The 26,734-nt window shown below is 63.4% G+C and carries 24 protein-coding genes; 19 read left to right on the top strand and 5 right to left on the bottom strand.

All coding sequences use genetic code 11. The features are described from left to right. Nucleotides 1-109: 109 nt before the first annotated feature. Both hrcA and grpE read left to right on the top strand, forming a co-directional pair. Entirely contained in the window at nt 110-1,198 is a 1,089-nt protein-coding gene (hrcA, locus tag ACVJGD_RS29145) for a heat-inducible transcriptional repressor HrcA (RefSeq protein WP_456637466.1), read from the top strand. A gap of 109 nt (nt 1,199-1,307) precedes the next feature. Further along, complete coding sequence (gene grpE, locus ACVJGD_RS29140) at nt 1,308-1,916, top strand: nucleotide exchange factor GrpE (RefSeq protein ID WP_456637465.1); 609 nt, start codon at nt 1,308-1,310, stop codon at nt 1,914-1,916. Between the two features lie 70 nt (nt 1,917-1,986). Here the strand turns inward: grpE and ACVJGD_RS29135 are convergent, their stop codons facing one another. Further along, nucleotides 1,987-2,922 carry a hypothetical protein gene (locus ACVJGD_RS29135; protein ID WP_456637464.1) on the bottom strand — a complete coding sequence of 312 codons (936 nt, stop codon included), beginning with the start codon at nt 2,920-2,922 and terminating at the stop codon, nt 1,987-1,989. A 423-nt stretch (nt 2,923-3,345) separates the two neighbouring features. Between ACVJGD_RS29135 and dnaK the strand changes: the two genes are divergently transcribed. The 13 genes from dnaK (at nt 3,346) to ACVJGD_RS29070 (ending at nt 17,887) form a co-directional block, all read left to right on the top strand. Then, nucleotides 3,346-5,244 (top strand): molecular chaperone DnaK, encoded by a 1,899-nt coding sequence (dnaK, locus tag ACVJGD_RS29130; RefSeq protein ID WP_456637463.1) that lies wholly within the window; start codon nt 3,346-3,348, stop codon nt 5,242-5,244. A gap of 142 nt (nt 5,245-5,386) precedes the next feature. Further along, nucleotides 5,387-6,517 carry a molecular chaperone DnaJ gene (gene dnaJ / locus ACVJGD_RS29125; protein WP_456637462.1) on the top strand — a complete coding sequence of 377 codons (1,131 nt, stop codon included), beginning with the start codon at nt 5,387-5,389 and terminating at the stop codon, nt 6,515-6,517. Nucleotides 6,518-6,704: 187 nt separating this feature from the next. Beyond that, nucleotides 6,705-7,307, top strand: coding sequence for a class I SAM-dependent methyltransferase (locus tag ACVJGD_RS29120; protein ID WP_456637461.1), 603 nt, complete (start codon nt 6,705-6,707; stop codon nt 7,305-7,307). Nucleotides 7,308-7,437: 130 nt separating this feature from the next. Further along, nucleotides 7,438-8,016 carry an NADPH-dependent FMN reductase gene (locus tag ACVJGD_RS29115; RefSeq protein WP_456637460.1) on the top strand — a complete coding sequence of 193 codons (579 nt, stop codon included), beginning with the start codon at nt 7,438-7,440 and terminating at the stop codon, nt 8,014-8,016. Between the two features lie 6 nt (nt 8,017-8,022). Continuing rightward, nucleotides 8,023-8,733 carry an orotidine-5'-phosphate decarboxylase gene (gene pyrF, locus ACVJGD_RS29110; RefSeq protein ID WP_456637459.1) on the top strand — a complete coding sequence of 237 codons (711 nt, stop codon included), beginning with the start codon at nt 8,023-8,025 and terminating at the stop codon, nt 8,731-8,733. 20 nt (nt 8,734-8,753) lie between these two features. Further along, a complete protein-coding gene (locus tag ACVJGD_RS29105; protein WP_456637458.1) occupies nt 8,754-9,050 on the top strand; it encodes a DUF1330 domain-containing protein in 297 nt (98 codons plus the stop codon). Nucleotides 9,051-9,390: 340 nt separating this feature from the next. Beyond that, on the top strand, nt 9,391-10,740 hold the full coding sequence (locus ACVJGD_RS29100) for a calcium-binding protein (RefSeq protein ID WP_456637457.1): 1,350 nt from the start codon (nt 9,391-9,393) through the stop codon (nt 10,738-10,740). A gap of 79 nt (nt 10,741-10,819) precedes the next feature. Then, nucleotides 10,820-12,583 carry a type I secretion system permease/ATPase gene (locus ACVJGD_RS29095; protein ID WP_456637456.1) on the top strand — a complete coding sequence of 588 codons (1,764 nt, stop codon included), beginning with the start codon at nt 10,820-10,822 and terminating at the stop codon, nt 12,581-12,583. A 113-nt stretch (nt 12,584-12,696) separates the two neighbouring features. Further along, entirely contained in the window at nt 12,697-13,944 is a 1,248-nt protein-coding gene (locus tag ACVJGD_RS29090; protein ID WP_456637455.1) for an HlyD family type I secretion periplasmic adaptor subunit, read from the top strand. Nucleotides 13,945-13,987: 43 nt separating this feature from the next. Further along, nucleotides 13,988-15,202 (top strand): helix-turn-helix transcriptional regulator, encoded by a 1,215-nt coding sequence (locus tag ACVJGD_RS29085; protein ID WP_456637454.1) that lies wholly within the window; start codon nt 13,988-13,990, stop codon nt 15,200-15,202. A 14-nt stretch (nt 15,203-15,216) separates the two neighbouring features. After that, nucleotides 15,217-16,230 carry a M23 family metallopeptidase gene (locus ACVJGD_RS29080; RefSeq protein WP_456637453.1) on the top strand — a complete coding sequence of 338 codons (1,014 nt, stop codon included), beginning with the start codon at nt 15,217-15,219 and terminating at the stop codon, nt 16,228-16,230. Between the two features lie 149 nt (nt 16,231-16,379). After that, entirely contained in the window at nt 16,380-17,195 is an 816-nt protein-coding gene (dapB, locus tag ACVJGD_RS29075; protein ID WP_456637452.1) for a 4-hydroxy-tetrahydrodipicolinate reductase, read from the top strand. A gap of 68 nt (nt 17,196-17,263) precedes the next feature. Beyond that, nucleotides 17,264-17,887: a 2,3-bisphosphoglycerate-dependent phosphoglycerate mutase gene (locus ACVJGD_RS29070; protein WP_456637451.1), complete on the top strand. Its 624-nt coding sequence runs from the start codon at nt 17,264-17,266 to the stop codon at nt 17,885-17,887. Between the two features lie 114 nt (nt 17,888-18,001). Here the strand turns inward: ACVJGD_RS29070 and ACVJGD_RS29065 are convergent, their stop codons facing one another. Then, the gene (locus tag ACVJGD_RS29065; RefSeq protein WP_456637450.1) at nt 18,002-18,898 is read right to left on the bottom strand and encodes a methylated-DNA--[protein]-cysteine S-methyltransferase; all 897 of its coding nucleotides are present in this window, start codon (nt 18,896-18,898) and stop codon (nt 18,002-18,004) included. Between the two features lie 54 nt (nt 18,899-18,952). Then, entirely contained in the window at nt 18,953-19,471 is a 519-nt protein-coding gene (locus tag ACVJGD_RS29060) for a DUF2244 domain-containing protein (protein WP_456637449.1), read from the bottom strand. A gap of 22 nt (nt 19,472-19,493) precedes the next feature. Between ACVJGD_RS29060 and nth the strand changes: the two genes are divergently transcribed. The 3 genes from nth (at nt 19,494) to ACVJGD_RS29045 (ending at nt 23,109) form a co-directional block, all read left to right on the top strand. Further along, on the top strand, nt 19,494-20,258 hold the full coding sequence (gene nth, locus ACVJGD_RS29055) for an endonuclease III (RefSeq protein WP_456640407.1): 765 nt from the start codon (nt 19,494-19,496) through the stop codon (nt 20,256-20,258). A 72-nt stretch (nt 20,259-20,330) separates the two neighbouring features. Then, a complete protein-coding gene (locus tag ACVJGD_RS29050) occupies nt 20,331-21,494 on the top strand; it encodes an HlyD family secretion protein (protein ID WP_456637448.1) in 1,164 nt (387 codons plus the stop codon). After that, entirely contained in the window at nt 21,481-23,109 is a 1,629-nt protein-coding gene (locus tag ACVJGD_RS29045; RefSeq protein WP_456637447.1) for an MFS transporter, read from the top strand. Before ACVJGD_RS29050 ends, ACVJGD_RS29045 begins: the two co-directional genes overlap by 14 nt. Nucleotides 23,110-23,119: 10 nt before the next feature. Here ACVJGD_RS29045 and ACVJGD_RS29040 read toward each other — a convergent pair whose 3' ends face one another. Beyond that, complete coding sequence (locus ACVJGD_RS29040) at nt 23,120-23,869, bottom strand: sulfate transporter family protein (protein ID WP_456637446.1); 750 nt, start codon at nt 23,867-23,869, stop codon at nt 23,120-23,122. Between the two features lie 78 nt (nt 23,870-23,947). Next, nucleotides 23,948-24,388 (bottom strand): nickel-responsive transcriptional regulator NikR, encoded by a 441-nt coding sequence (gene nikR / locus ACVJGD_RS29035; protein ID WP_456637445.1) that lies wholly within the window; start codon nt 24,386-24,388, stop codon nt 23,948-23,950. Nucleotides 24,389-24,532: 144 nt separating this feature from the next. Between nikR and ACVJGD_RS29030 the strand changes: the two genes are divergently transcribed. Next, complete coding sequence (locus tag ACVJGD_RS29030; protein ID WP_456637444.1) at nt 24,533-26,734, top strand: TonB-dependent receptor; 2,202 nt, start codon at nt 24,533-24,535, stop codon at nt 26,732-26,734.

Raw genomic sequence — 26,734 nt, 5'->3', positions numbered from 1 at the left:
GAGCGGGCAGGCGCAGCGGCAAGCCTTTTGGCCGCCTCCGGCGTGGTAATGCACGCTTGTCACCGGGCATGTGGATGGTCAAATTAGAAGCAGTTGTGAGGGAGTTATTGTGGTTCAACACGAACCGGTTGGTTTGATCGCGCCGCACGCCGGGCTTGCCCAGCTCAACGAGCGGTCGCGCGACATTTTCCGTCAAATCGTCGAAAGTTATCTGGCGACCGGCGAGCCGGTCGGCTCGCGCAACATCTCGCGCTTGATTGCGCTGCCGCTGTCGCCGGCCTCGGTGCGCAATGTGATGTCCGATCTCGAACAGCTCGGCCTGATCTACGCGCCGCATACTTCCGCCGGCCGGTTGCCGACCGAACTGGGCCTGCGCTTTTTCGTCGATGCGCTGATGCAGGTCGGCCATCTCACCGAGGCAGAACGGCAATCGATCCAAAGCCAACTGGCGACTGTCGGTCGCGCGCAGTCGGTCGAGGCAGCGCTCGACGAGGCCTTGATCCGGCTATCCGGCCTCACCCGCGCAGCGGCCGTGGTGCTGACGCCGAAATCCAACACGCGGCTGAAGCATATCGAGTTCGTGCGGCTGGAGCCGGAACGTGCGCTGGTGGTGCTGGTCGGCGAAGACGGCCAGGTCGAGAACCGGGTGCTGAGCTTGCCGCCGGGTGTTCCATCCTCGGCACTGATCGAGGCCACCAACTTCCTCAATGCGCGCATCCTCGGCCGTACGCTCGCCGAAGCGCGGCTCGAGCTCGAGACCGCGCTGGCGCAAAGTCGCGCCGAGCTCGATCTGCTGACGCAGAAGGTGATCTCGGCGGGGCTCGCGAGCTGGTCGGGTGGCGACAATGAAGACCGGCAGCTCATCGTGCGCGGGCACGCCAATCTCTTGGAGGATTTGCATGCGCTCGAGGATCTCGAGCGCATCAAGTCGCTGTTCGACGATCTTGAGACCAAACGCGGCGTGATCGACCTTCTTGGTCGCGCGGAAAGCGCCGATGGCGTGCGGATCTTCATCGGGTCGGAGAACAAGCTGTTCTCGCTGTCGGGCTCCTCGACCATCGTTGCGCCCTATAGCGACGGCGCGGGCCGTATCGTGGGCGTACTCGGTGTGATCGGGCCCACCCGGCTGAATTATGCGCGGGTGATCCCGACTGTGGACTATGCCGCGCGCCTCGTCAGCAGGATGTTGGGTGGCTAGACCCCCGAAACAGGGCTGGTTGCGCTTGATTTTCGTTGCCCAAAGCACGATATCCCGGCCAGCCAATCCCTAAATGTTGACCAGACGCGATTTTTCGAAAAGGCAAGCCATGACCGATCCGAACCGGCCGAACGACAACGCCGAAAACCCGGCGCAGACCGGCGAGCCCGTGGTCTCGAAGCCCTACGTCATGCCCGACGATCCCGAGCAGGGATCAGCGGAGGCCTTGACCAAGGAGCTTAACGAAGCGCGCGACCGGACGTTGCGCACGCTGGCCGAGATGGAAAACCTGCGCAAGCGCACCAGCCGCGAGATCGCGGACGCGCGGGCCTATGGCATCACCGGCTTTGCCCGCGACATCCTCGACATCGCCGACAATCTGCAGCGTGCCCTCGATGCCGTCCCGGCCGAGGCCAAGGCGGCCGCCGACCCCGGTCTGAAGGCCCTGATCGAGGGCGTCGAACTGACCGAGCGTTCGCTGCACGCCACGCTGGAGAAGAATGGGGTCAAGAAATTCGATCCCACCGGCGAGAAGTTCGATCCGAACTTCCAGCAGGCGATGTACGAGGTTCCCGATCCTTCCGTGCCATCGGGTACGGTGGTGCAGGTGGTACAGGCCGGTTACACGATCGGCGATCGCGTGCTGCGTCCGGCGCTAGTCGGTGTTTCCAAGGGCGGCGCAAAGGCTGCGCCAGCTTCGGCCGCACAGCAAGACTGAAACCGCTCAACGCATCGACTGACGGAACGAGATTGATGCCGGCCCCGACAAGGGCCGGTATCGGTTGAGGTCAGCGCGGCTGAATCCCGTCGCGCACGCTGCGGAAGCGCGGGAATGCGGTCGACCATTGATTGCGCGGCGAGGAGCCGATGATGCGCAGCGAGGTCTGCGCTCCGAACCGCAGCCATTGCACGATGGTAACCGGCGTATTGTCCTTGCCGCTGACTGCATCGATCCGCGTCTCGTAGCCCGGCTGGCCATCGATGCGGATCGGCTCCGACATCGTGATCCGCCCATCGCGCACACCGGGGATCGTGGTCGCGATCTGCTGGGCAAAACGACCGCGGTCATCGGGAGAGGCGGCGGTCGAGCCGATGATGCCGATGATCATGAAGGGCGCCACCTCGAACCCGCTCTTCTCATCGCCATCGGCGACGATCAACGCAGCGCCGGGCGCCAGTGTTCGGATGTTCTTGAAGTTTGCCAGCTCGGTTATCTTGAACGGCATCAGCCCGAGCTGCTCGTCGACTGGAACCTGGTCCCGGATCGCGGCGGTCGAGAACATCTGGCGGACGGCGTCGTCGGTATAGATCCTGGCCGCATTCTCCGGGACCTGCATGGCGATATAGCCGGAGAACGTCGGGCCGGGCAGGATCATCGAATAGCGCCGCACATTGCTGGCGCCGTCCTTGGCATTCTCGACCGTGTAATAGGCAAGACCGGCCGTGGTCTCGATGCTCTCCGGCTTGATCCCGCCGGTGCCGCCCGGGTTCGCCTTGAAGGCGTTGGCGACCTCGCCATAGGCCTCCGCCGGCAGGTCGGTCACCAGCACTTTGACGCCCTGGTCCTCGGTCTCGAAGCCGGTGAAAGCTTTTGCGCGATTGAGCCCCACCAGCGGCTGCATCCCAACCCTGGCGCCCGGCGGAAAGACCACGTCCGCGGCAAAGGCGGGAGATGCGGCGGCAATGAATAGAGCGACCGCGGCGAGGAGGCGAAAGGGGTTCATGTCAAGGATCTACCGGGTTTGGCATTGAAGCCGTCCAATGGGCGTGGCCCGTGCGGGCCGCAAGCTGTCGGGCCTCGTTCAGTCGGCCCGCTTTTAGCGGTTTTGATGGCCCGGCGACAGGGGCGGACGGCTTCATGCCGCCTGATGGCGCGGGGTGCAATGTCGCAGTTTTCTTGCCCATCCGTTAATGTGAACCCCAGGACCAAGCCGGGGGACCAAGCCGGTCCCTGCCCGGACTGACACAATCTTTCAAACGCCAGTCTTTTCAGGCCTCAAGGTTGCGTCCAGTCCTTGCAGGCCTAACCCCCCCTCCTATATGAGGCTCATCGTCGCAATATCGCGAGCATTTGAACGTGTGGGGGTTCGGTTCGGTGCGCCGCCAGGGCCCAGCCAACCTGCCTTAGACAGAAGGAAATCAGAACCATGGGAAAGGTCATAGGGATCGACCTCGGCACCACGAACTCGTGCGTTGCTGTAATGGATGGCAAGAACGCGAAGGTCATCGAGAATTCCGAGGGCATGCGGACGACGCCGTCGATCGTCGCCTTCACCGATGATGGCGAGCGCCTCGTCGGTCAGCCGGCCAAGCGCCAGGCGGTGACCAATCCTGAGCGGACATTCTTTGCGGTGAAGCGCCTGATCGGCCGCCGCTATGACGACCCGATGGTCGAGAAGGACAAGAAGCTTGTCCCCTACAAGATCGTCAAGGCATCGAACGGCGACGCCTGGGTCGAGGCCGACGGCAAGACCTATTCGCCCTCGCAGGTCTCCGCCTTCATCCTGCAGAAGATGAAGGAGACCGCGGAAGCCCATCTCGGCCAGAAGGTCGATCAGGCCGTCATCACGGTTCCCGCCTACTTCAACGACGCGCAACGCCAGGCCACCAAGGACGCCGGCAAGATTGCGGGCCTTGAAGTGCTGCGCATCATCAACGAGCCGACCGCGGCCGCACTCGCCTACGGTCTCGACAAGACGAAGTCCGGCACCATCGCGGTCTACGACCTCGGCGGCGGCACCTTCGATATCTCGATCCTCGAGATCGGCGACGGCGTGTTCGAGGTGAAGTCGACCAACGGCGACACCTTCCTCGGCGGTGAAGACTTCGACATGCGGCTGGTGAATTACCTGGCCGACGAGTTCCAGAAGGAGCAGGGCATCAACCTGCGCAACGACAAGCTTGCCTTGCAGCGCCTGAAAGAGGCTGCCGAAAAGGCCAAGATCGAATTGTCGTCGACGACGCAGACCGAGATCAACCTGCCCTTCATCACGGCCGACCAGACCGGGCCGAAGCATCTGACGATGAAGCTGACCCGCTCCAAGTTCGAGGCGCTGGTCGACGACCTCGTGCAGAAGACGATCGAGCCCTGCCGCAAGGCGCTGAAGGATGCCGGCCTGACCGCCGGCGAGATCGGCGAAGTGGTGCTGGTCGGCGGCATGACCCGCATGCCCAAGATCCAGGAAGTGGTGAAACAGTTCTTCGGCAAGGAGCCGCACAAGGGCGTCAACCCGGACGAGGTGGTCGCCATCGGTGCTGCGATCCAGGCCGGCGTGCTGCAGGGCGACGTCAAGGACGTCCTGCTGCTCGACGTGACCCCGCTGTCGCTCGGCATTGAGACGCTGGGTGGCGTGTTCACCCGCATCATCGACCGCAACACCACGATCCCGACCAAGAAGAGCCAGGTGTTCTCGACCGCCGAGGATAACCAGAACGCGGTCACCATCCGCGTCTTCCAGGGCGAGCGTGAAATGGCGGCCGACAACAAGATGCTCGGCCAGTTCGACCTGATGGGCATTCCGCCGGCCCCGCGCGGCATGCCGCAGATCGAGGTGACCTTCGACATCGACGCCAACGGCATCGTCAACGTCTCGGCCAAGGACAAGGCGACCGGCAAGGAGCAGCAGATCCGGATCCAGGCATCCGGCGGCCTCTCCGAAGCCGACATCGAGAAGATGGTCAAGGACGCCGAAGCCAATGCGGCCGAGGACAAGAAGCGGCGTGAGGCGGTCGACGCCAAGAACCATGCGGACGCGCTGGTGCATTCCACCGAGAAGGCGCTCGCCGAGCATGGCTCGAAGATCGCCGAGACCGAGCGCCGCTCCATCGAGGACGCTGTCAGCGACCTGAAGGAAGCGCTGAAGGGCAACGATGCCGAATCCATCAAGGCCAAGACCAACGCGCTCGCGCAGGCTTCGATGAAGCTCGGCGAAGCGATGTACAAGCAGCAGGCCGAAGGCGATGCCGCCAAGGACGCTGCGAAGGATGATGTCGTCGACGCGGAGTTCACCGAGGTCGACGACGACAAGAACAAAAAGTCTGCTTAAGACACGGGCGTAGGATGATGACCCCCATGCCAAGAGCGCGCCAAGCGTCTCCATGGATGGGGGTCATTTTTCGTTAAGCCGAACACTGCATCTTGCCGAACATATGGTTCGGCATGAGGATGAATTCGGGCGGGTCTGACTGATGTCTACCAAGCGCTGCTATTACGAGACCCTCGAGGTCGAGCGGAACGCGGACGAAACCAAGCTGAAATCGGCTTTCCGCAAGCTCGCGATGAAATGGCATCCGGACCGCAATCCCGGCGATGCCGCGAGCGAGGTGAAGTTCAAGGAAATCAACGAAGCCTACGAGGTCCTGAAGGACAACGACAAGCGCGCCGCCTATGATCGCTACGGCCATGCCGCATTTGAGCAAGGCATGGGCGGTGGCGGTCCGGGCTTCGGCGCCGGCTTTGCCTCTTCCTTCTCCGACATTTTCGAAGACCTGTTCGGCATGGCCGGGCAGCGTCGTGGCGGTGGCCGTGAGCGCGGTGCCGATCTTCGCTACAACATGGAGATCACGCTCGAGGAGGCGTATCTCGGCAAGACCGCGCAGATCGAGATTCCCGTCTCCGTCACCTGCGAATCCTGCTCTGGCACCGGCGCCAAGGCCGGCACCAAGCCGAAGACCTGCTCGATGTGCGGTGGCGCAGGCCGCATCCGCCAGGCCCAGGGTTTCTTCACCTTGGAGCGCACCTGTCCCGGCTGCCAGGGACGCGGTCAGATGATCGAAGACGCCTGTCCGTCCTGCTCCGGCTCGGGCCGGGTCACGCGCGACCGGACGCTGTCGGTCAATATTCCCCAGGGCGTCGAGGACGGCACCCGCATCCGCCTTGCGGGCGAGGGCGAAGCTGGCGTCCGCGGCGGCCCGCCCGGCGACCTCTACATTTTCCTGTCGCTGACCCAGCATCCGTTCTTCCAGCGCGATGGCGCTGACCTGCACTGCCGCGTGCCGATCTCCATGGTCACAGCGGCCCTGGGTGGCGAGTTCGAGGTGCCGACCATCGACAAGGGTAAGACCAAGGTGAAGGTACCGGCGGGAACGCAATCCGGCCGTCGATTCCGCATTGCATCAAAGGGCATGCCCGTGCTGCGTTCGCGCCAGACCGGCGACATGTATGTCCAGGTCGTAGTCGAAACGCCCCAGAATCTGACCAAGAAGCAGCAGGAACTGCTGATGGAGTTCGAAAAGCTCTCCTCCGGCGCGACGCAACCTGAGGCGGTTGGGTTCTTCTCCAAGGTCAAGGACTTCTTCGGCACTCGGACGGGTACCTAGCGTGGCCGCAGAAGCGATGCGCGCGACGGCGCTGAAATCCGAATCGGCGCATGGTGTTATCACCGAGCCGCATTGCAGTTTGGCGGAACAGACGCGCGGCCGATCTGCTTGACCATGACAGTTTCGACCTATACCTCTTTATGACCGTTTTCTGACAGCCGCTTGCGCGGTCCCGCCTGGTAGCGACATGCCCTTGCAATCGTCCGTGCGTCCGTTGAAGAAGCCCCGTCTCGACGACGAGGTCCGCTTCCTCCGGTCATGGATCGAAAAACCGCTGCACGTTGGCGCGGTGATGCCGTCGAGTCGACTGCTGGCGCGCACGATGGCGCAATATGTCGATGTCCGATCGGAAGGTCCCGTCGTCGAACTTGGCCCGGGGACCGGCGCGATCACCAACGCGCTGATCGAGCATGGCGTGGATCAGAAACGTCTCGTGCTGGTCGAATACAATCCCGGTTTCTGCGCGCTGCTGCGCGAGCGCTACCCGCAGGCCAAGATCGTGCATGGCGATGCCTACAAGCTTCGCGAGTCGCTCTGGGACGTCTTGACCGCGCCGGCCGCTGCGATGGTTTCCGGCTTGCCGCTGGTCACCAAACCGATGATCACCCGCTTGAGGCTGATCCGCGACGCCTTCGTGGCGCTGGCGCCGGGCGCTCCCTTCGTCCAATTCACCTATTCGGTCGTCCCGCCGATCCCGAAATCGCTGCCGGGCGTATCCACAGAAGCTTCCGAGCGGATCTGGATGAACCTTCCGCCGGCCCGGGTCTGGGTGTATCGCAAAGGTCGATAGGCGCGTATTCCGCAAAAGTGGCCGCCGGTTTTGCGCATAGAATACGCGCGATTTATTGGCTAAGAGCATTTTCTACGAAAATGCTCGCCGCGCATCGCGCGGCAGGTCTGCCGAACGCGATACAAAAATAATGTCTGCGCTGAAAATACTTGTGATCCCGGGGTCGCTGCGATCAGGCTCGCTCAACGCGAAGCTTGCGGCCGTTGCGGCGCATGAGTTCGCACAGGCGGGTGCCGAGGTCAGCCGCATCTCGCTCGGCGATTTTCCGCTGCCGATCTATGACGGCGACCTGCAGGCGAAATCCGGCGTGCCGAAGAACGCGGTCAATCTCAAGCGCATGATCGGCGCGCATCATGGCGTCCTGATCGTGACGCCGGAATATAATTCCTCGGTGCCGCCGCTGGTCAAGAACACCATCGACTGGGTGAGCCGCGTGCAGGATCCGCATGAGGTTCGCGGCCAGGTGTTTCGCGATCGTGTCTTCGCCATCGCCGCCGCCTCCGGAGGCCGGCTCGGCGGCAGCCGCGCACTGGCGGCGCTGCGCCTCATCCTGTCCGCCTGCCAGGCCACGGTGATCCCGAACCAGCTCGCGCTGTCATTTGCCGAACATGCCTACGACGATATGGATCACTTGAAGCATCCCGGCGATATCGAGGCGATGCAGGCCATGGTGCGGCAATTGATCGACCTTTCTCAACGCATGATGTGAGGTGACATGCAGCCAGCCGATATCGCGCAGAATGACCGCTTGATCGTGGCGCTCGATTTGCCCAGCATCGCTGCGGCGGAAGCGATGATCGCAATGCTCGGCGACAGCGTGCACTTCTACAAGATCGGCTATCAGCTCGCCTATGCCGGCGGCATGCCACTCGCGCGCGAGCTCGCAAGCGCCGGCAAGAAGGTCTTCATCGATCTCAAGCTGCATGACATCGGCAACACCGTCGCGCGCGGCGTCGAGAGCATCGCGACGCTCGGCGCGACCTTCCTCACCGTGCACGCCTATCCGCAGACCATGAAGGCCGCCGTGCAAGCGCGTGCGGGATCGAACCTCAGGATCCTCGCAGTCACGGTGCTGACCTCCTACGACGACAACGATCTCCACGCTGCAGGCTATCGCTTCAACGTTGCCGATCTCGTCGAAGCGCGCGCGCAGCAGGCGCAGGTGCTCGGCGTCGACGGGCTCGTGAGTTCGCCGGAGGAGGCGGCCTCCTTGCGCAAGATCGTCGGGCACCAGATGAAGCTGGTGACGCCCGGCATCCGCCCGGCCGGTTCCGCAAGCGGCGATCAGAAGCGCATCATGACGCCGTCGCGTGCGATCGCCGCCGGCGCGGACTATCTGGTGGTGGGCCGGCCGATCCTGGAGGCTGCCGACCCCAAGGCCGCCGCAGAGGCCATCCAGGCTGAGATCGCGCAGGCGCTGGGATAATTAACAAAGGAGAAAGCGAGATGGCCAAGGGATATTGGATCGGACGCGTCGACGTTCACAACGAGGAGGCCTACAAGCCCTACATGGCGGCCAACCCGGCCATCTTCCAGAAATTCGGCGGCAAGTTCATCGTGCGCGGGGGCAAGTTCACCGCAGTCGAAGGCCAGAGCCGCTCCCGCAACGTCGTGATCGAGTTTCCCGATTATGAGACGGCGTTGGCCTGCTATCGCTCGCCGGAATATCAGGCCAACATCAAGGTTCGGCAGCCGCATTCGATCGCCGATCTCATCATCATCGAAGGCTACGACGCACCATAAGTTCTGAACGGGTATTTCTCGCGAGAGAACGCGCTCCCGCATTGTTACAGGAATGTCTTGAGCCGTGATCGCAAGTCTGAGCTGCCGCTATATCAAATGACATGTTTCACAGGTTTTACGCGATCATCTGCTAACGCGTAACCACATCCTCGTCTTCATCCGCCCGGAACAAGCGTGACGAATTGGCACGTCATGATGCGACGTGCGCATCTGCACCCTGCGTTTCTTTTGTATCCAAATGGGGATTGCGACGCCGCCCTCCTTTCATCCAAGGTTGCATACGTCGACGTCCACATCGATCGGTGATGGACAGTGAGCCGGCTCAGCAATCGAGACGTCCATGGCGGGCCGGAAGCCGACCCGCAAGCGTCTATGTGTAGGAGCGGAAACCATGCTTATCATTGGAACACCAAACGACGATGTACTGCCCGGCACAGCGGACCCCGATGATATCTTCGGTCTGCAAGGCAACGACACGATCACCGGATTGGAGGGGGACGACACCGTAAGCGGCGGCGCGGGAGACGACGACATCGACGGCGGCGAGGGCGACGATACCCTCAACGGCAATGCCGGCGACGACACCATCGTGGGTGGCGAAGGCAATGACGAGATCAATGGCGGCGCAGGATTAGATACGCTGTCCGGAGACGCTGGCGACGACACCATAAGCGGCGGCGCGGGAGACGACGACATCGACGGCGGCGAGGGCAATGATACCCTCAACGGCAATGCCGGCAATGACACGGTCGCGGGTGGCGATGGCGATGACACGATCACCGGCGCCGCGGGAGACGACACGCTTTCCGGCGATGCCGGCGACGATACGCTGAGTGGCGGCGTCGGCGACGACACCCTGAACGGTGGCGATGGCATCGACCTGCTCAATGGTAACCTCGGCGATGACACGCTGAACGGCGACGCCGGAACCGATACGCTCAACGGCGGTCTCGGCGACGATACGCTGAGTGGCGGCGACGATGATGACGAGCTCAACGGCGGCGACGGAAATGATACGCTGGCCGGCGATGCGGGCAACGACACAATCGACGGCGGCGACGGGGCCGACAACGCGGATGGCGGTGATGGCGACGACACAGTGTCCGGCGGCGACGGCGACGACATCCTGGCCGGCGGCGCTGGTATCGACGACGTCAGCGGTGGCCTCGGCGACGACGAACTCAGCGGCGGCGACGGCGCTGACACGCTTTCGGGCGATGAGGACGATGACATACTCGATGGCGGCAATGCAGCCGACACGCTGGATGGCGGAGACGGTGCCGATGAGCTGGCTGGTGGCGCCGGAAACGATACGCTGAACGGCGCCGCAGGCGATGACGAACTGGACGGCGGCAATGGTGCCGACACCCTCGACGGCGGCGAAGGCGATGATCTGCTGACCGGCGGCGCCGGCACCGATACGCACAACTTCGGCGACGGCACGGGTGCCGATTTCGGCGATGATGAAATCACCGATCTGAGCTTCGGCGACGGTGATGTCGTCAATGTCGACGCGGCCGACGACTTCGATCCGACGACCATCGTTGTCGATGACGACGGAACCAATACCGTGCTCGACTTCGGCTTCGGCACCATCCAGCTCGACGGTATCACGGGTGGAGCGACGCCGTTCGAATCGATCACTGACATCAACGATGCCGCGGGATACGACGCTATCACCGTGACATGACGCTAGTTTCAGCGGGGCGGCCAGCCGCCCCGCTGTCACATTCTGAAGTACGCAGTTCTTAGTGATATTTCGGCCGGTCATGTATTCGCGCTGCCATCGTGAGATTCCAGCGTCTGGCCAACGATCTTTGCTCGGATCGATTCCGGGACGGACTACTTTTGTCTGGATCGTCGCCTTCAGCGTGTCGATCAATATGCTGCTGCTTGTTGTGCCCTTTTACTCGATCGAAGTGTTCGATCGGGTGCTCAGCAGCGGCAGCGTCGAGACCCTGGTTGGCCTCAGCCTCATTGCCGCCACCGCACTCATTTTCAGCGCCGCATTCGAGACTCTCCGCAACCGCCTGCTCAGTCGCTTTGCCGTTCAATTCGAACGCCATCTCGCTCCGATCGTCCTTGAAGGCACGATCATGGGCGGCGCCGGGCAGAACGACGGCAGGACGAACGCGCTCGTAAGGGTTCGCGAGCTCCGAAGCTTCTTGTCGGGCGGACCGGTCGGATCCCTGATCGATGCGCCGTTCCTGCCAGGCTTCGTCCTCATTCTCTTCTTCCTGCATCCCTGGTACGGCGTGATAGCTCTGATCGGAACCGCGATCCTGCTCGTGCTGGGCGCCGCAAGCCACCGGATTGCGCGGATGGAAATCGGGCAGGCGACGCAAGCGGCACTGGCGACGCAGGCGGCCCTCGACGGGATCGTGCGGCACTCCGACCTGGTGCGGGCCATGGGCTGGACCCGCGGCGCCATCCACGAGTTCATGGATCTGAATGATGAGGCACTGTCGCCCGTGGTCCGCGCCAGCGAGCGCGTCTACACCATTGCCGCAACCGCCCGGATGGTAAGAACCATCTTGCAGATCACCGCGATCGGCACCGGTGCGTGGCTCGTGCTTCATAACGAGGTGCTCTCCGGCAGCTTGATCGCGAGTTCGATCCTGATCGCCCGGACGCTGCAGCCGATGGAAGGGTTGATCTCGGCATGGCGTGCGCTGACATCAGCCCATGAGGCATGGAAGCAGGTCCAGGCGGCAGCGGTTCCGGTCCTCACACGAACGAGAAAGACCCTGCTTCCGTCGCCGTCCGGAAGGATCAAGGTCGAGCGGGTGACGTTCCGGATCGGTGCGACCGATCGGCCCGTCCTGGCAGGTGTGACATTCGAGTGCCGCCCTTCAGAAATGGTTGCCGTGATCGGACCGACGGGGGCCGGGAAATCGACATTGCTGCGCCTGATGGCGGGATTGGAGCGACCGAGCGGCGGAACGATCCGATTGGATCACGCCGCCCTTCCCAACTGGGAGCCCGATCAGCTCGGGCAATATATCGGCTACCTTCCGCAGGACGTGCAGCTTCTGGGTGGCACGGTCGCCGAAGCGATCGCCGGGTTCGATGAGCATGCGCGCGATCAAGACATCGTCGCCGCGGCGTTGCTCGCGCAAGCCCATGACATGATCCTGTCCCTCCCGGCCGGCTATCAGACCGAGATCGGCCGCGACGGCAACAAGCTCTCCGGAGGCCAGCGCCAGCGCATCGGACTTGCGCGTGCATTCTTCGGCAATCGCAAGCTGATCCTGCTGGACGAGCCAAATGCGAACCTCGATCCGGACGGCGAGCAAGCGCTGTGCTCCGCGATCGAACTGGCGAAAGCGCGCGGCGCGGCGTTGGTGATCGTCACGCACCGGCCCCGCCTGCTCACCATCGCGGACGCAGTTCTGCTGTTGAGGGATGGCAAGCAACTTGCCTTCGGCTCGCCGTTCGATGTCCTTCGCGTGCCGACGACGGCCGCGGAGGGCCGCGTGATCCGGCGCGAGGCGGCACCCCAGAAGCTCCCAGTAAGGGGGACTGCGCGATGATCCAGGACAGGCATACGGCCGCCGCCATTCGGCCTACGGCAAGCAGCGCTCGGTCGCCGATCGCGAGAGAACGACCGCGGTCCGGTATCCGATGGATCATAGGATTGGGGTGCGTGTTGCTCGTGCTCCAGTTCTGCGGCTTCGGCGTATGGGCGACGACTGTTCCGCTTCGCAGCGCCGTCGTGGCGCCCGGTTTCATAAAGGTTCATTCGAAGCGCAAAGCCGTGCAGCATCTCGAGGGCGGGATCATCAATTCCATTTACGTCAGGGAGAATGACCATGTCGAAGCCGGGCAAGTCATTGCCCGGCTCGAGACCGCGCAGATCGAGGCAACGCTCGGTTCGCTGGAGACAAAACTCTTCGCTGATCTGGCGATGGAAGCACGATTGACGGCCGAGCAAGCCGGTGCGCGCACACTCCAGTTTCCGGACGAGCTGCAAAAGAACGCAAGCCGCGCCGCCGCGCGCATTGCCATGCAAACCCAGGCCGGCGAATTTGCCGCGCGACTGGCCGCGATCGAGAACGAGCGCAAGGTGATCGAGCAGCAGATCGCGCAATCGGCAGATTCCATTCGCGGCCTGCAAAGCAACACCAAAGGTCTCGAGCAGCAACTCTCGCTGCTGCAGGAGGAGATCGCGGATACGAGCTACCTGTTGGCAAAGGGCCTTGCGCGAAAGCCTCGTGTCCTTGCCCTGAAGCGGGCCGAAGCCGACACCACCGGCCAGATCGCCCGCAACCTGGCTTCGATTGCGGAAATGCAGGGCAAGATTGCGGAACTGGAGGATAAGCGCCGGCAACTCGGGTTCAATCAGGATCAGGACGTCGCAAAGCAGTTGCATGCCACCAGCGAGGAGATTGGTGATCTTCGACATCGAATCGCCGCGTTGCGGGATCAACACAGACGGTCCGAATTGCGTGCCCCGGAAAGCGGAAGAATCGTCGGTCTCAACACGAGAGACCTCAATGCCGTACTTGGACCTCGTGAAATACTGCTGGAAATTGTCCCGACGGAAGATCGCCTTGTCATAGAGGCAACATTGAAGCCAACGGACCGGGAAGAGGTATATATCGGCCAGACGGCGCGCGTGAGGGTTCACGCCCTCAATATGCGGCGCAGACCCATGCTCGAGGGCAAGGTCATCGCGGTTGCTGCGGACGCCCTGACGGATCCCAAGACCGGCGTCAACACCTATCTGGCCGAGGTTGAGCTCGATGCTCATGCACCGACGGCTCCCTATCTTTCGTCCTTGCTGCCTGGAATGCCCGTCGAAGTGTTTGTCGAGACGGGAGAAAGAACCTTTGCGGAGTATCTAATGCAGCCAATGGCGCTGCGTATCAGCCGCGCGTTCAGGGAGAATTAGTTGCTGGCGTAGCGCCGGCTGAAACCTATAGCGGGAGGCGCCCGTGCATGAGATCAGCAAAGCACCACTTTTCACGCAGACAGGACACCCCGATCACGCCGAAGCCCAACCGCTTCTCGATGCCGAGGATCTTTCGATCGAACTGCATGGGCCAAGTCCTCTTGAGGCAAGTCCTCACCACAGGATCATGGAACATTTCGGCAAGGCTGTCGCGGAACTTCTTAATTGCGGCAGTTGCTATGTCGCAATCATGTCTCCCTCGACCGGGGCGCAACTGGAAGAGGTCCGTGTCGGAAATGCCACGATCGATCCGTCATGCACGACGACAGTGGCTCGTATTGCGCGCAAAGGTGCTGGTGCGGATTGCGCGCTTCTCGAGCCGATCAATGCGCGCACCGCATTCGTGCGCAAACTGATCGGCTCCGAGCCGGGATCGAAAAGTCATTCGGTGATCGGGCGGTTCGCCTCTCGCGAGCGAACCACGGTCGTGTTCGTCGCGGGATGGCGATCGGCGGCGCTCGTTCAAGCCGAAATTCCCTGCCTTGGGCGTGCGGTACGGGCGCTCTGGGAAACGGTCAATTCGAGCGCGCGGCAATCGCTGACCCCGGATGTGGATGCTCAAGTCCTGCTGGAAGAGCTGGCATTTCCTGCGCTCGTCATCGACGAGGGCTTGCATATTCGCGGGGTCAATCGCGGCGGACGCGCGCTGCTGGCGAAGGGCGAGCTTCTCAAGATGGAGGGCGGCAAGCTCGTGGGCGCAAGCGGCTCGGTAACCGACGGCTTGAGGCGCGCGGTTCGCGAGGCATTGATGACGCGCGCGGGGCAGGTCTCGTTCGACCGAACGGTGCCTCTGTCGACCGAGCGCCAGCAGTTTGCTTTTGCCAAGGTCGGCGCCGTGCCGACGCATCGCGACGCGCGGAAGGCTCTGGTGATCGTGCCGCAATTCGATGAAGTGCTCGGCGCGCATCGCATCGCGGCCGCATTCGGATTGAACTGGGCCGAAGAGCGAATTATCGCGCGGATCCTTCAATTTCAGTGTCCGCGCGACATCGGCGCCGATCTGCGTCTGACCGAAGCAACCGTCAGAACGTACACCAAGCGCATCATGCTGAAATTGGGAATCAATCGACAGTCCGAGTTCTTTTTGCTCTATCATCTTACACAATCTCCTTTCGGCGCGGGTAAGCGTGAGAAGACGGCGAGCCACGCTTTGTCCGAATGTCCGCCGAAAGGAAATGATCCCGCGTTGGATAGCTGATAAGCTTCCGTCAGATGATATCCGGGCCGTTCACCATAATCCGGAACCTTCCACGGTTCGTCTTAGCGATCGCGGCGGCGATCGGCTTTGCCGGCTCCACTTGCGCGCAGAACGTCGAACTGGGACTGCCTGTCGCCTGCGAGATTGGCCAGTCCTGCTATATCCAGAACTATGTTGATGACGACCCTTCGCAGTCGAGCCGCGATTACAAATGCGGCACGCTCACATACGACGGGCACAACGGGACGGACTTCCGTATACCCTCACTCGCGGCGCAAAAGTCCGGTGTGGACGTGCTCGCTTCCGCAAGCGGCCGCGTCCTTCGCATGCGCGACGGCGTGGCCGATGCTACCGGCAAGCCAGCCCGTGAGGCTGTGCGCGACGTCGAATGCGGCAACGGCGTCGTCATCGAACATCCCAGCGGCTGGGAAACCCAGTACTGCCATATGGCGAATGGCAGCCTGGCGGTGAAGCCCGGCGATGACGTCGCCCGCGGGCAGCGGCTCGGCCGCATCGGTCTCTCCGGTCTGACCGAATATCCTCATCTGCATTTCACCGTCCGGTACAAAGGAGCCATCGTGGATCCCTTCGCCTATGGTGCCGCTCCCGGCTCATGTGGCGGCGGCGAGTCTCTTTGGCAGACCGCGCTCCGCGCAGAGCTTGCCTATCAGGACCGAGCTGTCCTGAACGCCGGCTTCATGAGTGGTCCGCCGACGATGGAACTCATTGAGGAGGCGAGCGCGGAGGGGCAATCCGTGTCCGCAAATTCCCCCGCGCTTGTCGCTTTCGTCCGCGCCATCGGGCTGAAAGCGGGGGACGCTCAAGGGCTGGTCATCAAAGACCCGCAAGGACAAGTCCTTGCCGAAAATCGAGCCGTGCCCCTCCAGAGCAACAAGGCGCAGTACATGCTGTTTGCGGGCAGAAAGCGCCCGCCAAACGGCTGGGACCGTGGCACCTACATGGCGACCTATACCGTCGAACGCGACGGCCAGGTCGTCCTGCAAAAGCAGTTGGAACTGAGGCTGTAGCCACGCCGGCCGCCGGCTTGAGCGATCCCGCCTCGGTATGGGGCCCCTGGCCGTTGCGCGCCTTTCGGAGCGTCTCGCCAGGACTTACTTGGCACTACTCGGTTGCCGGATTGGCCTGCGCCCGCTATAGGGCGTGGAGAGGATAAGCCATGGCCGATATGCGCTTAATCGTTGCGGGGGCCGGCGGCCGGATGGGCCGCGCCTTGACGCGCGCCATCTCGGAGACGCCGGGCGCGGTTCTGACCGGCGCGCTGGAAGCGCCCGGTTCCGAGCTCCTCGGGGAGGACGCCGGCGTGCTCGCGGGCCTGCCGGCCAACGGCGTCAAATTGTCGGCTGATCTTTGGACGCTCTCCGCCAATGCCGACGGCATCCTGGATTTCACCGTGCCGGCGGCGACGATCGCCAATGTCGCGATCGCGGTCGAGCGCGGCCTTATCCATGTCATCGGCACCACCGGGCTGTCGGCGTCCGATGATGCAGTGATCCGAAGCGTCACCAACCGCGCCGTCGTGGTGAAGTCCGGAAACATGAGCCTCGGCGTCAATCTGTTGGCGGCTGTCGTCAAACAGGTCGCGAAATCGCTCGACGATTCCTTCGACATCGAGATCGTTGAGATGCACCACAAGGCAAAGGTCGATGCGCCCTCCGGCACCGCCCTCCTGCTCGGCGAAGCCGCGGCTGCCGGCCGTGGCGTTGCGCTCGAGAAGCACTCGGTACGCGGCCGTGACGGCCACACCGGCGCGCGCCGCGCCGGTGATATCGGCTTTGCGTCGCTGCGCGGCGGCACGGTGCCCGGCGACCACAGCGTGATCTTCGCTGGCCCGCATGAGCGCATCACGCTGTCGCACCTGGCCGAGGACCGCATGATCTTTGCGCATGGCGCGATCAAGGCGGCGCTATGGGCGCATGGCAAGAAGCCCGGGCTATACTCCATGATGGATGTGCTGGGGCTCTCCCATCTCTAATGCATGACCCGGAAAAGTCGTAACCGGTTTTCCGAAATGATCATGCTCAAACAAGAACGGAATTTGGAATGAGCGATCGTCTTCTTGTGCTGGTGCGCCATGGCCAGAGTGAGTGGAATCTGAAGAATCTCTTCACCGGATGGAAAGACCCCGATCTCACCGAGCAGGGCATTGCCGAAGCGAAGGAAGCCGGCCGCAAGTTGAAGGCGCAGGGACTGTCGTTCGACATCGCTTTCACATCGGTGTTGAAGCGCGCGCAGCATACGCTCGACCTGGCGCTCGCGGAAATCGGCCAGACCGGATTGAAGACGCTCAAGAACCTTGCGCTCAATGAACGCGACTACGGCGATCTCTCCGGCCTCAACAAGGACGATGCGCGCAAGAAGTGGGGCGAGGAACAGGTCCTTATCTGGCGCCGCTCCTACGACGTGTCGCCGCCCGGCGGCGAAAGCCTGAAGGATACGCTGGCGCGCGCGCTGCCCTATTACGTGCAGGAGATCCTGCCCTGCGTGCTGCGCGGCGAGCGCACGCTGGTCGCCGCCCACGGCAATTCGCTGCGCGCGCTGATCATGGTGCTGGAAAAACTGTCGCCCGAGCAGATCCTGAAGCGCGAGCTCGCGACCGGCGCGCCGATCGTCTACCGCCTCAACGCCGATTCCACGGTCGCCTCGAAACTCGACCTGGCGGCGTGATCCGCGAATCTTAGAGTTGTAGGGTGGGCAAAGCGCAGCGTGCCCACCACGCTTCCACGATTCTACGCGGAATGGTGGGCACGCTGCGCTTTGCCCACTCTACGAAATCGCTCGCTACTGCAATCCGAGCTGCCCGGCTTCCCAGCCGAGCATCGCCTGTTTGCGGGTGATGCCCCAGTGATAGCCGGTGAGCGCGCCGCTCTTGCCGAGCGCGCGATGGCAGGGCACCACGAACGACACGGGGTTGCGGCCGACCGCGGCGCCGACGGCACGCGAGGCCTTCGGGCTGTTGATCTTGCAGGCGATGTCGGAATAGGACACCGCGCGCCCCATCGGGATCTTCAGCAGCGTCTCCCACACCCGCACCTCGAAATCGGTGCCGATCAGGACCACGCGCAGCGGCTGGTCCGGCCGCCACAGTTTCGTATCGAAGACGCGCTGTGCAATCGGAGCCGTGCCTTCGATGTCCTCCACATAGGTCGCGTTCGGCCAGCGCCGCCGCAGGTCGGCAAAGGCCGTCGCTTCGTCTCCGGTATCGGCGAAGGCGAGACCGGCCAGACCGCGGCCGGTCGCGATCACGATCGCGGTTCCGAATGGCGAGGGGTGGAAGCCGTAGTGCAGCGTCATGCCGGCGCCGCCGTTCTTCCATTCGCCCGGCGACATCGCTTCATGGGTGACGAAGAGATCGTGCAACCGGCCGGGGCCCGAGAGCCCCGAATCGAGCGCGGCATCGAGCACGCTTGCGGAATCGCGCAACAGGCTCTTGGCATGGTCGAGGGTGAGCGCCTGCATGAACGCCTTGGGCGTGAGCCCTGCCCAGCGACGGAAAAGGTGGTGCAGTTCGTCAGGCGTCACGCCGGCGGCATCCGCCACCGCCTCGATAGTCGGCTGCGCGCGCCAGCGCTCCGAGATGAAGGCGATCGCGCGCCGTACCGAATCGTAGTCACGCAACGCGGCGCTTTCCAGGCCCGGCCTGGCCAGGCGCTGGTCATGGATGGCGAGTGTCATCATGGGGGCTGATTTAGGGCACATGCGGCTGTTCAACCACCCGTTTTCCGATAACGCTCAGTGAATCGGATTATAGGTCGGCCCACGCTTGGCGGCATTCAGTGCGGCAACTAAGGCTTTGGCAAAGCTCGCTTTTTCGTCCGGACCCAAGAAACTGCCGATGTCGACGCGGCGTCCCCTGGAAACCAAATAGAGCCGCTCGATGCCAAATTCAGCGTCGACCTGCTGCTCGAACTGCACCCAGAGCGGATTGAGCACCCATTCGGCGACATGGCCGCGATGGCTGACCCGGCGCACCCGCAATTCCGACGTCGTCACTGTGATTTCTTCACAGGCCAGGGCGGTGCGGAAATTGACGCGGAAGGCCCAGTAGATGACCAGCACGTCGAGGCCGAAGAAGCCGAACACCGGCCAGGCGCCCATCCACAAGAATACGGCGCCGGCCGCAAAGCTGACCACGCTCACAATGCTCATCAGCACGATGAAGCCGGTGCGGTTGAGCGAGCGGTGCGGCGTCAGCAGCGCCGCGAACAGCTCCGGCTCAAGCGTCGGGTCAAAGTCGTTGCTTGCTGTCATGGCCTACCAGTATATGCCGATCATGGCCAAAATCATCCGCGCTCAACGCGCCAGGAAACCCATCGTTCGATCCGCGCCGAAAAAACCGGCAAAGAAGCCGGTGGCCCGGCCACCCGCTCGCGCGGCAAAGAAATCCCTTAGAGCGCCGAAGCCCTGGACCCCGGCCGAAGTGCGCGAAGCATTCGATCGGTTCCGCAAGGCCAATCCCGAGCCGAAGGGGGAGCTCGAGCATCTCAACCCGTATACGCTGCTGGTTGCCGTCGTGCTCTCGGCGCAGGCGACCGATGCCGGCGTCAACAAGGCGACGCGCGCGCTGTTTGCCGTCGCCGATACGCCGCAGAAAATGCTCGCGCTCGGCGAGGAGAAGCTGCGCGACTACATCAGGACGATTGGCCTCTATCGCACCAAGGCCAAGAACGTCATCGCGCTATCGGAGAAGCTGATCGCGGATTTCGGCGGCCAGGTGCCGCGCACCCGCGCCGAAATCGAATCGCTGCCCGGCGCCGGCCGCAAGACGGCGAACGTCGTGCTCAACATGGCCTATGGCGAACATACGCTGGCGGTCGATACCCATGTGTTCCGCGTTGCCAACCGCACCGGGCTTGCGCCGGGCAAGACGCCGCTCGAAGTCGAGCTGGGACTGCAGAAAGTGATTCCGGCCGAGTTCATGCTGCATGCACATCACTGGCTTATCCTGCACGGCCGCTACACCTGTCTCGCGCGGAAACCGCGCTGCGAGGTATGCCTGATCCACGATCTTTGCCGCTGGCCGGAAAAGACGGTGTGAGCGAGGATGGCGGCGGTCGGCCCGGCCGCTGTCTCGGCAGTCGCGTGAGAAGAAATACCTGGGGAATGTAACTTGAGTGAGCAGAACCAAATCGCCCCGGCACCCGTGAACAGGATTGCGCCGTCACCGGCTCCGGCCCCGACGGCTCCGCCGCCCAAGCCATCGGCCGCGCCGTCGAGCACGTGGGGGCGGCTCGCGATCCCGGTATTTGCTGTGCTCGCCGCCTTCGCCTTCATTGCGCTCGCGACGCTGCGCTGGGACGAATGGGTCGGCGCCGCCACGATCCAGACCACCAACGACGCCTATGTCCGCGCCGAGCTGACACGGCTGAGCAGCCGTGTCGCCGGCGAAGTGCTGACCGTGGCGGTGAAGGATTTCCAGCACGTCAAGGCCGGCGATCTCCTGGTGCAGATCGATCCCGCCGATTACCAGGCTCAGGTCGCGCAGGCTGAAGCCGGCGTCGCCGCCGCGCAGGCCGCGCTCGACAATCTGAACAACCAGGTCGAATTGCAATACGCGACCATCGCGCAGGCCGAAGCCGCGCAAGTATCTGCGGCCGCGTTGGAGGTCGAGGCGCGTCAGGAGCAGGAGCGCCAGCAATCGCTGTCGCAGACCGACGCGGGCACGCGGCAGAGGCTCGAGCAGGCGACTGCGGCATATGCAAAAGCGCAAGCCGATGTGCGCGCGAGCCGCGCCGTGGTTGCTGCGCAGCGCCATCAGCTCGAAGTGCTGCAGGGCACCAAGAAGCAGCGCGCCGCCGATCTCGATGCCGCCAAGGCGCAGCTCGCCGCCGCGAAACTCAAGCTCGGCTACACCAAGATCGTGGCGCCGTTCGACGGCGTTGTCGGTGAGCGGCAGGTGCAGCCGGGCGACTACGTCAATATCGGCACCAACCTGATCAATGTGGTGCCGCTGCCAAACGTCTATGTGATCGCCAACTACAAGGAGACCCAGCTCACGCGGGTGAGGCCGGGCCAACCCGTCGCGATCACCGTCGACAGTTTCCCGCGCGAGAAACTGCGCGGCCGCGTCGAGCGGATCGCGCCGGCAAGCGGCTCGCAATTCGCGCTATTGCCGCCGGATAACGCCACCGGCAATTTCACCAAAGTCGTGCAGCGTATCCCGGTCCGTATCCAGCTCGACGAAAACCAGCCGTCGCTGTCGCGCCTGTTGCCCGGCATGTCCGTGGTCACCAGCATCAACACCTCAGATGCGGGGACGAATGGCGGCAAATGACGACGCCGGCCATGGACCGGTCTCGCAGGGCGGCATCGCGCGGCAGCCGCTGTTTGCGGTGGCCGCGGTGCTGCTCGGCTCGTTCCTTTCCAACGTTGACAGCCGCCTGACCACGGTCGGCCTGCCGGACCTGCGCGGCGCCTTCTCGCTCGGTTTCGACGAGGGCGCCTGGCTTTCGACCGCGGGAATCGGTTCGCAGATCTTCATCGCGCCAACGGTCGCCTGGCTCGCCACGGTGTTCGGCCTGCGCCGCGTGTTGGGCATCCCGAGCCTCGTCTATGCCGGGGTGTCGCTGATCATCCCATTCGTCGACCATTACCCCACGCTGATCGCGCTCAGCATCGTGCATGGCCTGCTGCTCGGCACCTTCGTGCCGGCGACGCTGATGATCGTGTTCCGGAATCTGCCGATCCGCTGGTGGATTCCGGCGATATCGATCTACTCGATCCGCGTCGGCTTCGCGCTCGATACCTCAAGCTCGCTGGCTGGCTTCTATGTCGACCATCTCGGCTGGCAATGGCTGTACTGGCAGGGAGTCGTCATCGCGCCCCTGATGGGCCTGATGGTCTATCTCGGCACGCCCAGTGAATCCGTCAACAAGAACCTGCTTCGCGATGCGGATTGGGGCGGCATGATCCTGCTCGGGAGCTCTGTCTCGATGATCTATGCCGGTCTCGACCAGGGCAATCGGCTCGACTGGCTCGAATCCGGCACGGTGATGGCGCTGCTGCTCGGCGGCGCCGCGCTGTTCGTCGTCTTCCTGATCAACGAGGCCATGGTGCGGCAGCCTTGGGCGCATGTGAACGTGCTGTTCTCGCGCAACATCGGGCTCTCGCTGGTCGTCATCCTGCTCTACACCCTCACCAGCCTGTCCAATTCATCGCTGGTGCCGAACTTCCTCGGCGCCATCGCGCTGATGCGGCCGGAGCAGAGCGGCGTTCTGCTCTTGACCTATGGTGCGCTGCCGATGTTCGTGCTGGTGCCGATCTCGATCTATCTGCTCAGGCATTTCGATCCGCGCACCGTGGTCGTCCTGGGATTCTCGGCGTTTGCGGCCGCCAATCTCTGGGGCACGCAATTGACCCATGACTGGGCGCGGGAGGACTTTGCCGGCATCGTCCTCCTGCAAGCGATCGGGCAGTCGCTGACGCTGCTGCCGATCATCATCATGGCGTTGTCCAATTCCGACCCGAGTCGTGCCACGGCGTTTGCCGCCTATATCCAGATCATGCGACTTGGCGGCGCCGAGATCGGCGTGGCGCTGATGGGCACCTGGCTGCGGGTCCGCGAGCAGATCCATTCCAACTATATCGGCCAACACGTCGCCAATGGCGACGTCAATGTCGTGCGCATGCTCAAGCAACTCGCCGACCAATTCGCTGCCCATGGTGTCGGTCTGGCCCAGGCGCGCGCGGTGGGAACGTTGGCGGCGTTGGTGCAGCGCGAGGCCAATGTGCTCGCTTATATCGACGGTTTCTGGCTGTGCTTCTGGCTGGCGATGACGGCGCTGTTCTTCGTCGCCCTGATCACCCGCGCACCGCCGGGACCGTTTACGCCGGAACCGTTCGGCTTTGCCAAGATGCTGATGCGCAAGTGCGGAATGTCGGTGGCCTGACCGCCGACTGTTAGCGCATCGACATTTCCTGCCGTCGCGGTTCCTGCAATTCGGGCCTCGGCCCCGACAGGCGCTTGTGCATGTGGACCATGAAGGCCATCCCGAACAGCGGCGTCGCCAGATTGACGATCGGGATCGACACGAAGGCGGCGATGATCAGGCCGGCGGTGAACACGGTTGCGGCATTGTCGCGGCGTATCGCCTTGGCCTCCGCCGGCGGCCGGAACCGCATCGCGGCGAGCTCGAAATATTCGCGGCCCAGCAGCCAGGCGGTGGCGATGAAGAAAATCAGGAAGCCGGCACCGGCGAGGAACACGAACGGCAGCGCTATCAGGTAGACCAGGATCGTCAGCAGCGCAGTCTTGACGCCCTCGGCCATGGCAAGGTTGAACGGCAGCGCAACGCCGGGCTGTTCGGCCGGATAATGTTCACGCTCGACATGATCGGCGACCTCGTCGACGAAGAGGCTCGCCACCAGCGAGGTGATCGCGGGCATCAGGAAAATGCCGCCGAGCACCACGCCGAGGCCCGCGGCGATCGAGACGATCCAGGAGAGCACGTTGAGCGTGGCGTGGAAGTTGGGGCCGAGCAGGCCCTCGGCCCAGACCTCGCCATAGTCGGCAAACCAGCTCAAGAGCCGCTGCAATCCGATCGCAAGCACAGTCACCAATACCAGCGCCACGCCGATCGAGCGCCACAGGATCGAGCGCATCGGCGGCGACAGGATTTGCGTGAGCGCCTTGACGGCGGCGTCTAACATGGTGGGTCTAGCTCCAAAAAAGCCCCTGCGAGAGTTAGATATGGCCGGTGGCTTCGGCAAGAGCCGGGCGGCCGCCCCTCAACCGTGCCGGTGCCCATGCTTGTGCGGCTTCTTGTCCGGTGCGGTCGGGATCATCACGACCCGGCCATAGCGCACGCCGCGCTCGGCGATGATGTGCTCGGCGAGATGACGGACCTCGCCGGCGGCGCCCTTGAGCGCCGTCACCTCCATGCAACTGTCGTCGTCGAGATGGACATGCAGCGTCGCCAGCGACAGGTCGTGGTGGCCATGGAAGTTCTGCACCAGGCGCTTCGAAAGGTCGCGCGCGGCATGGTCGTATACATATACCAGCGCGGCCACGCATTGCCCCGAAGGCGCCGCGTCCTCCGCGCTCTGCTGCAATCCCGCACGGGCGAGATCTCGGATGATCTCCGAGCGGTTCTGGTAGCCGCGCGCTTCTGCCGCGGCATCGATCTCGCCGAGCAAATCGTCCTCGATGGTGATGGTGATCCGTTGCATTGGAAATTTCCGATCGGTGCCCGCCAGTATGATATTGTTATTGTAACATCATACTCGTTTGGTAGCCTGGCCCGCGCTGGGTTGAAGTCGAGTTAGTGCGGTCGCCTGTCGATTGTAGCAGGTTACCATGCGGGAGCAGGGGTGTTGCGTAAGTTTGTCTGGTGGATTTTTCCTGCCGCCTCCCTTGCTATCGTTACATCTACGGCACAGGCGCAGACTGTCGCCGTCGCGCCCACCAATCAACTTCCGCCGGTCACGGTGCCGTCGCCGGAAACGGCGCCACCTAAGCGGATCAAGCGGGCCGAGCAGGCTCACCGCCCGCGAAGCGGTCGCCGCACTTCTGCAGCCCAGTCGAACCAGCCTGCATCGGCGGCGAACGGCGTCGCGCCGGGTACGGGGCAGGTGGGTGTGGCCAACCTTCTACCGACCGCCGCGAGCGAGGTGCACATCGGCGGCGAGGAGGTCAACGCGCTGCCAGTATCGCGTGTCGGCGAGGTCCTGGAAGTGGTGCCCGGCCTGATCGTCACCCAGCATTCCGGCGAGGGCAAAGCCAACCAGTATTTCCTGCGTGGCTTCAATCTCGACCACGGCACTGATCTTGCGATCAAAGTCGACGGCATGCCGGTCAACATGCCGACCCATGGCCATGGCCAGGGCTACGCCGACATCAACTTCCTGATCCCGGAACTGATCAGCTCCATCAACGTCCGCAAAGGTCCGTACTACGCCGACACCGGCGACTTCTCCTCTGCCGGCAGCGTCGACATCAACTATCTCAACCGGCTGCCGAAGAACCTCGCGCAGGTGACCTTCGGCAGCTTCGGCTATCAGCGCGCGCTGGCGGCGGGCTCCACGACAGTCGGCGAGGGCACGCTGCTCGGCGCGATCGCGGCCAACAAATATGACGGCCCGTGGGACGTGCCGGACGACGTGCGCAAGGTAAGCGGCGTGCTGCGCTACAGCCAGGGTACGGCGACAGATGGCTTCACGTTGTCGGCGATGGCCTACTCCAACGGCTGGACCTCGACCGACCAGGTGGCGCAACGCGCGATCGACCAGGGCCTGATCGATCGCTTCGGCTCGCTCGACCCAACCGACGGCGGCGTCTCCAGCCGCTTCAGCCTCTCCAGCAATTGGGCACAATCCGGCGACTACGGCCAGACCCGGGCGAATGCCTATGTGATCCGTTCGTCGCTGCGGCTGTTCAACAACTTCACCTATTTCCTCGACGATCCCGTCAATAACGACCAGTTCAGCCAGCTCGATCGCCGCACCGTCTATGGCTTCGACGCCTCTCATGCCTTCGACACGCGCGTTGCCGGGATCGAGACGCAGACCCGTGTCGGCCTGCAGACCCGCGGCGACGACATCGAGGTCGGCCTGTTCAAGACCTTCCAGCGTCAGGAGCTATCGACCGTACGCGAGGACCGCGTGCAGGAAGGCAATGTCGGCCTGTGGGCCGACACCACCGCGCGCTGGACCGACTGGCTGCGCACCACGGTCGGCATCCGCGAGGATTTCTTCGCCGGCCATGTCTTCAGCGACACGCCGCAAAACTCCGGCAATGCGCAGGCCGCGATGACGAGCCCGAAAGCGGGCATCGTGCTGGGCCCGTGGTACAAGACCGAGTTCTACGGCAATGCCGGCTATGGCCTGCACTCGAACGACATCCGCGGCGCGACGATCACCGTCGATCCCACCGACAAGGTGACGCCGCTCGATCGCGTGCCGCTGCTGGTCCGCTCCAAGGGCGCCGAGGTCGGAATCCGCACCAAGGCGATCGAAGGCCTGACCAGCTCGCTTGCGGTGTTCGTGCTCGACTTCGACTCCGAGCTCCTGTTCGTCGGCGACGCCGGCACCACAGAGGCGAGCCGTCCGAGCCGGCGCGTCGGCGTCGAGTGGACCAACCAGTACAGGCCCTTGCCATGGATGCGGGTCGATTTCGATCTCGCCTATACCCGCGCCCGCTTCACCGATTTCGACCCCGCGGGCAATTTCATTCCGGGCGCGCCGGCCTGGATCGCTAGCAGCGCCGTGACATTCGGCCGTGAGACCGGCTGGTTCGGCGCGCTGACCGCGCGCTATTTTGGACCGCGCCCGCTGATCGAGGATGACAGCGTGCGCTCGCAATCCTCGCTGATCTTCAACGCCCGCGCCGGCTATCAGTTCGACAATGGCATGCGGCTGCAGCTTGACGTGCTCAATCTCTTCAATGCCAACACCAACCAGATCGAGTACTACTATCTGTCGCGCCTGCCGGGCGAGCCGATCGACGGCGTCGCCGACCGCCACATCCACCCGGCCGAACCGCTCGCGGTCCGCCTGACACTGGCGGCGCGCTTCTAG

It is taken from the genome of Bradyrhizobium sp. USDA 10063, from assembly GCF_054063735.1.
The sequence above is the reverse complement of the archived record's forward strand: the minus strand, read 5'-3'. Positions and strand labels throughout refer to the sequence as shown.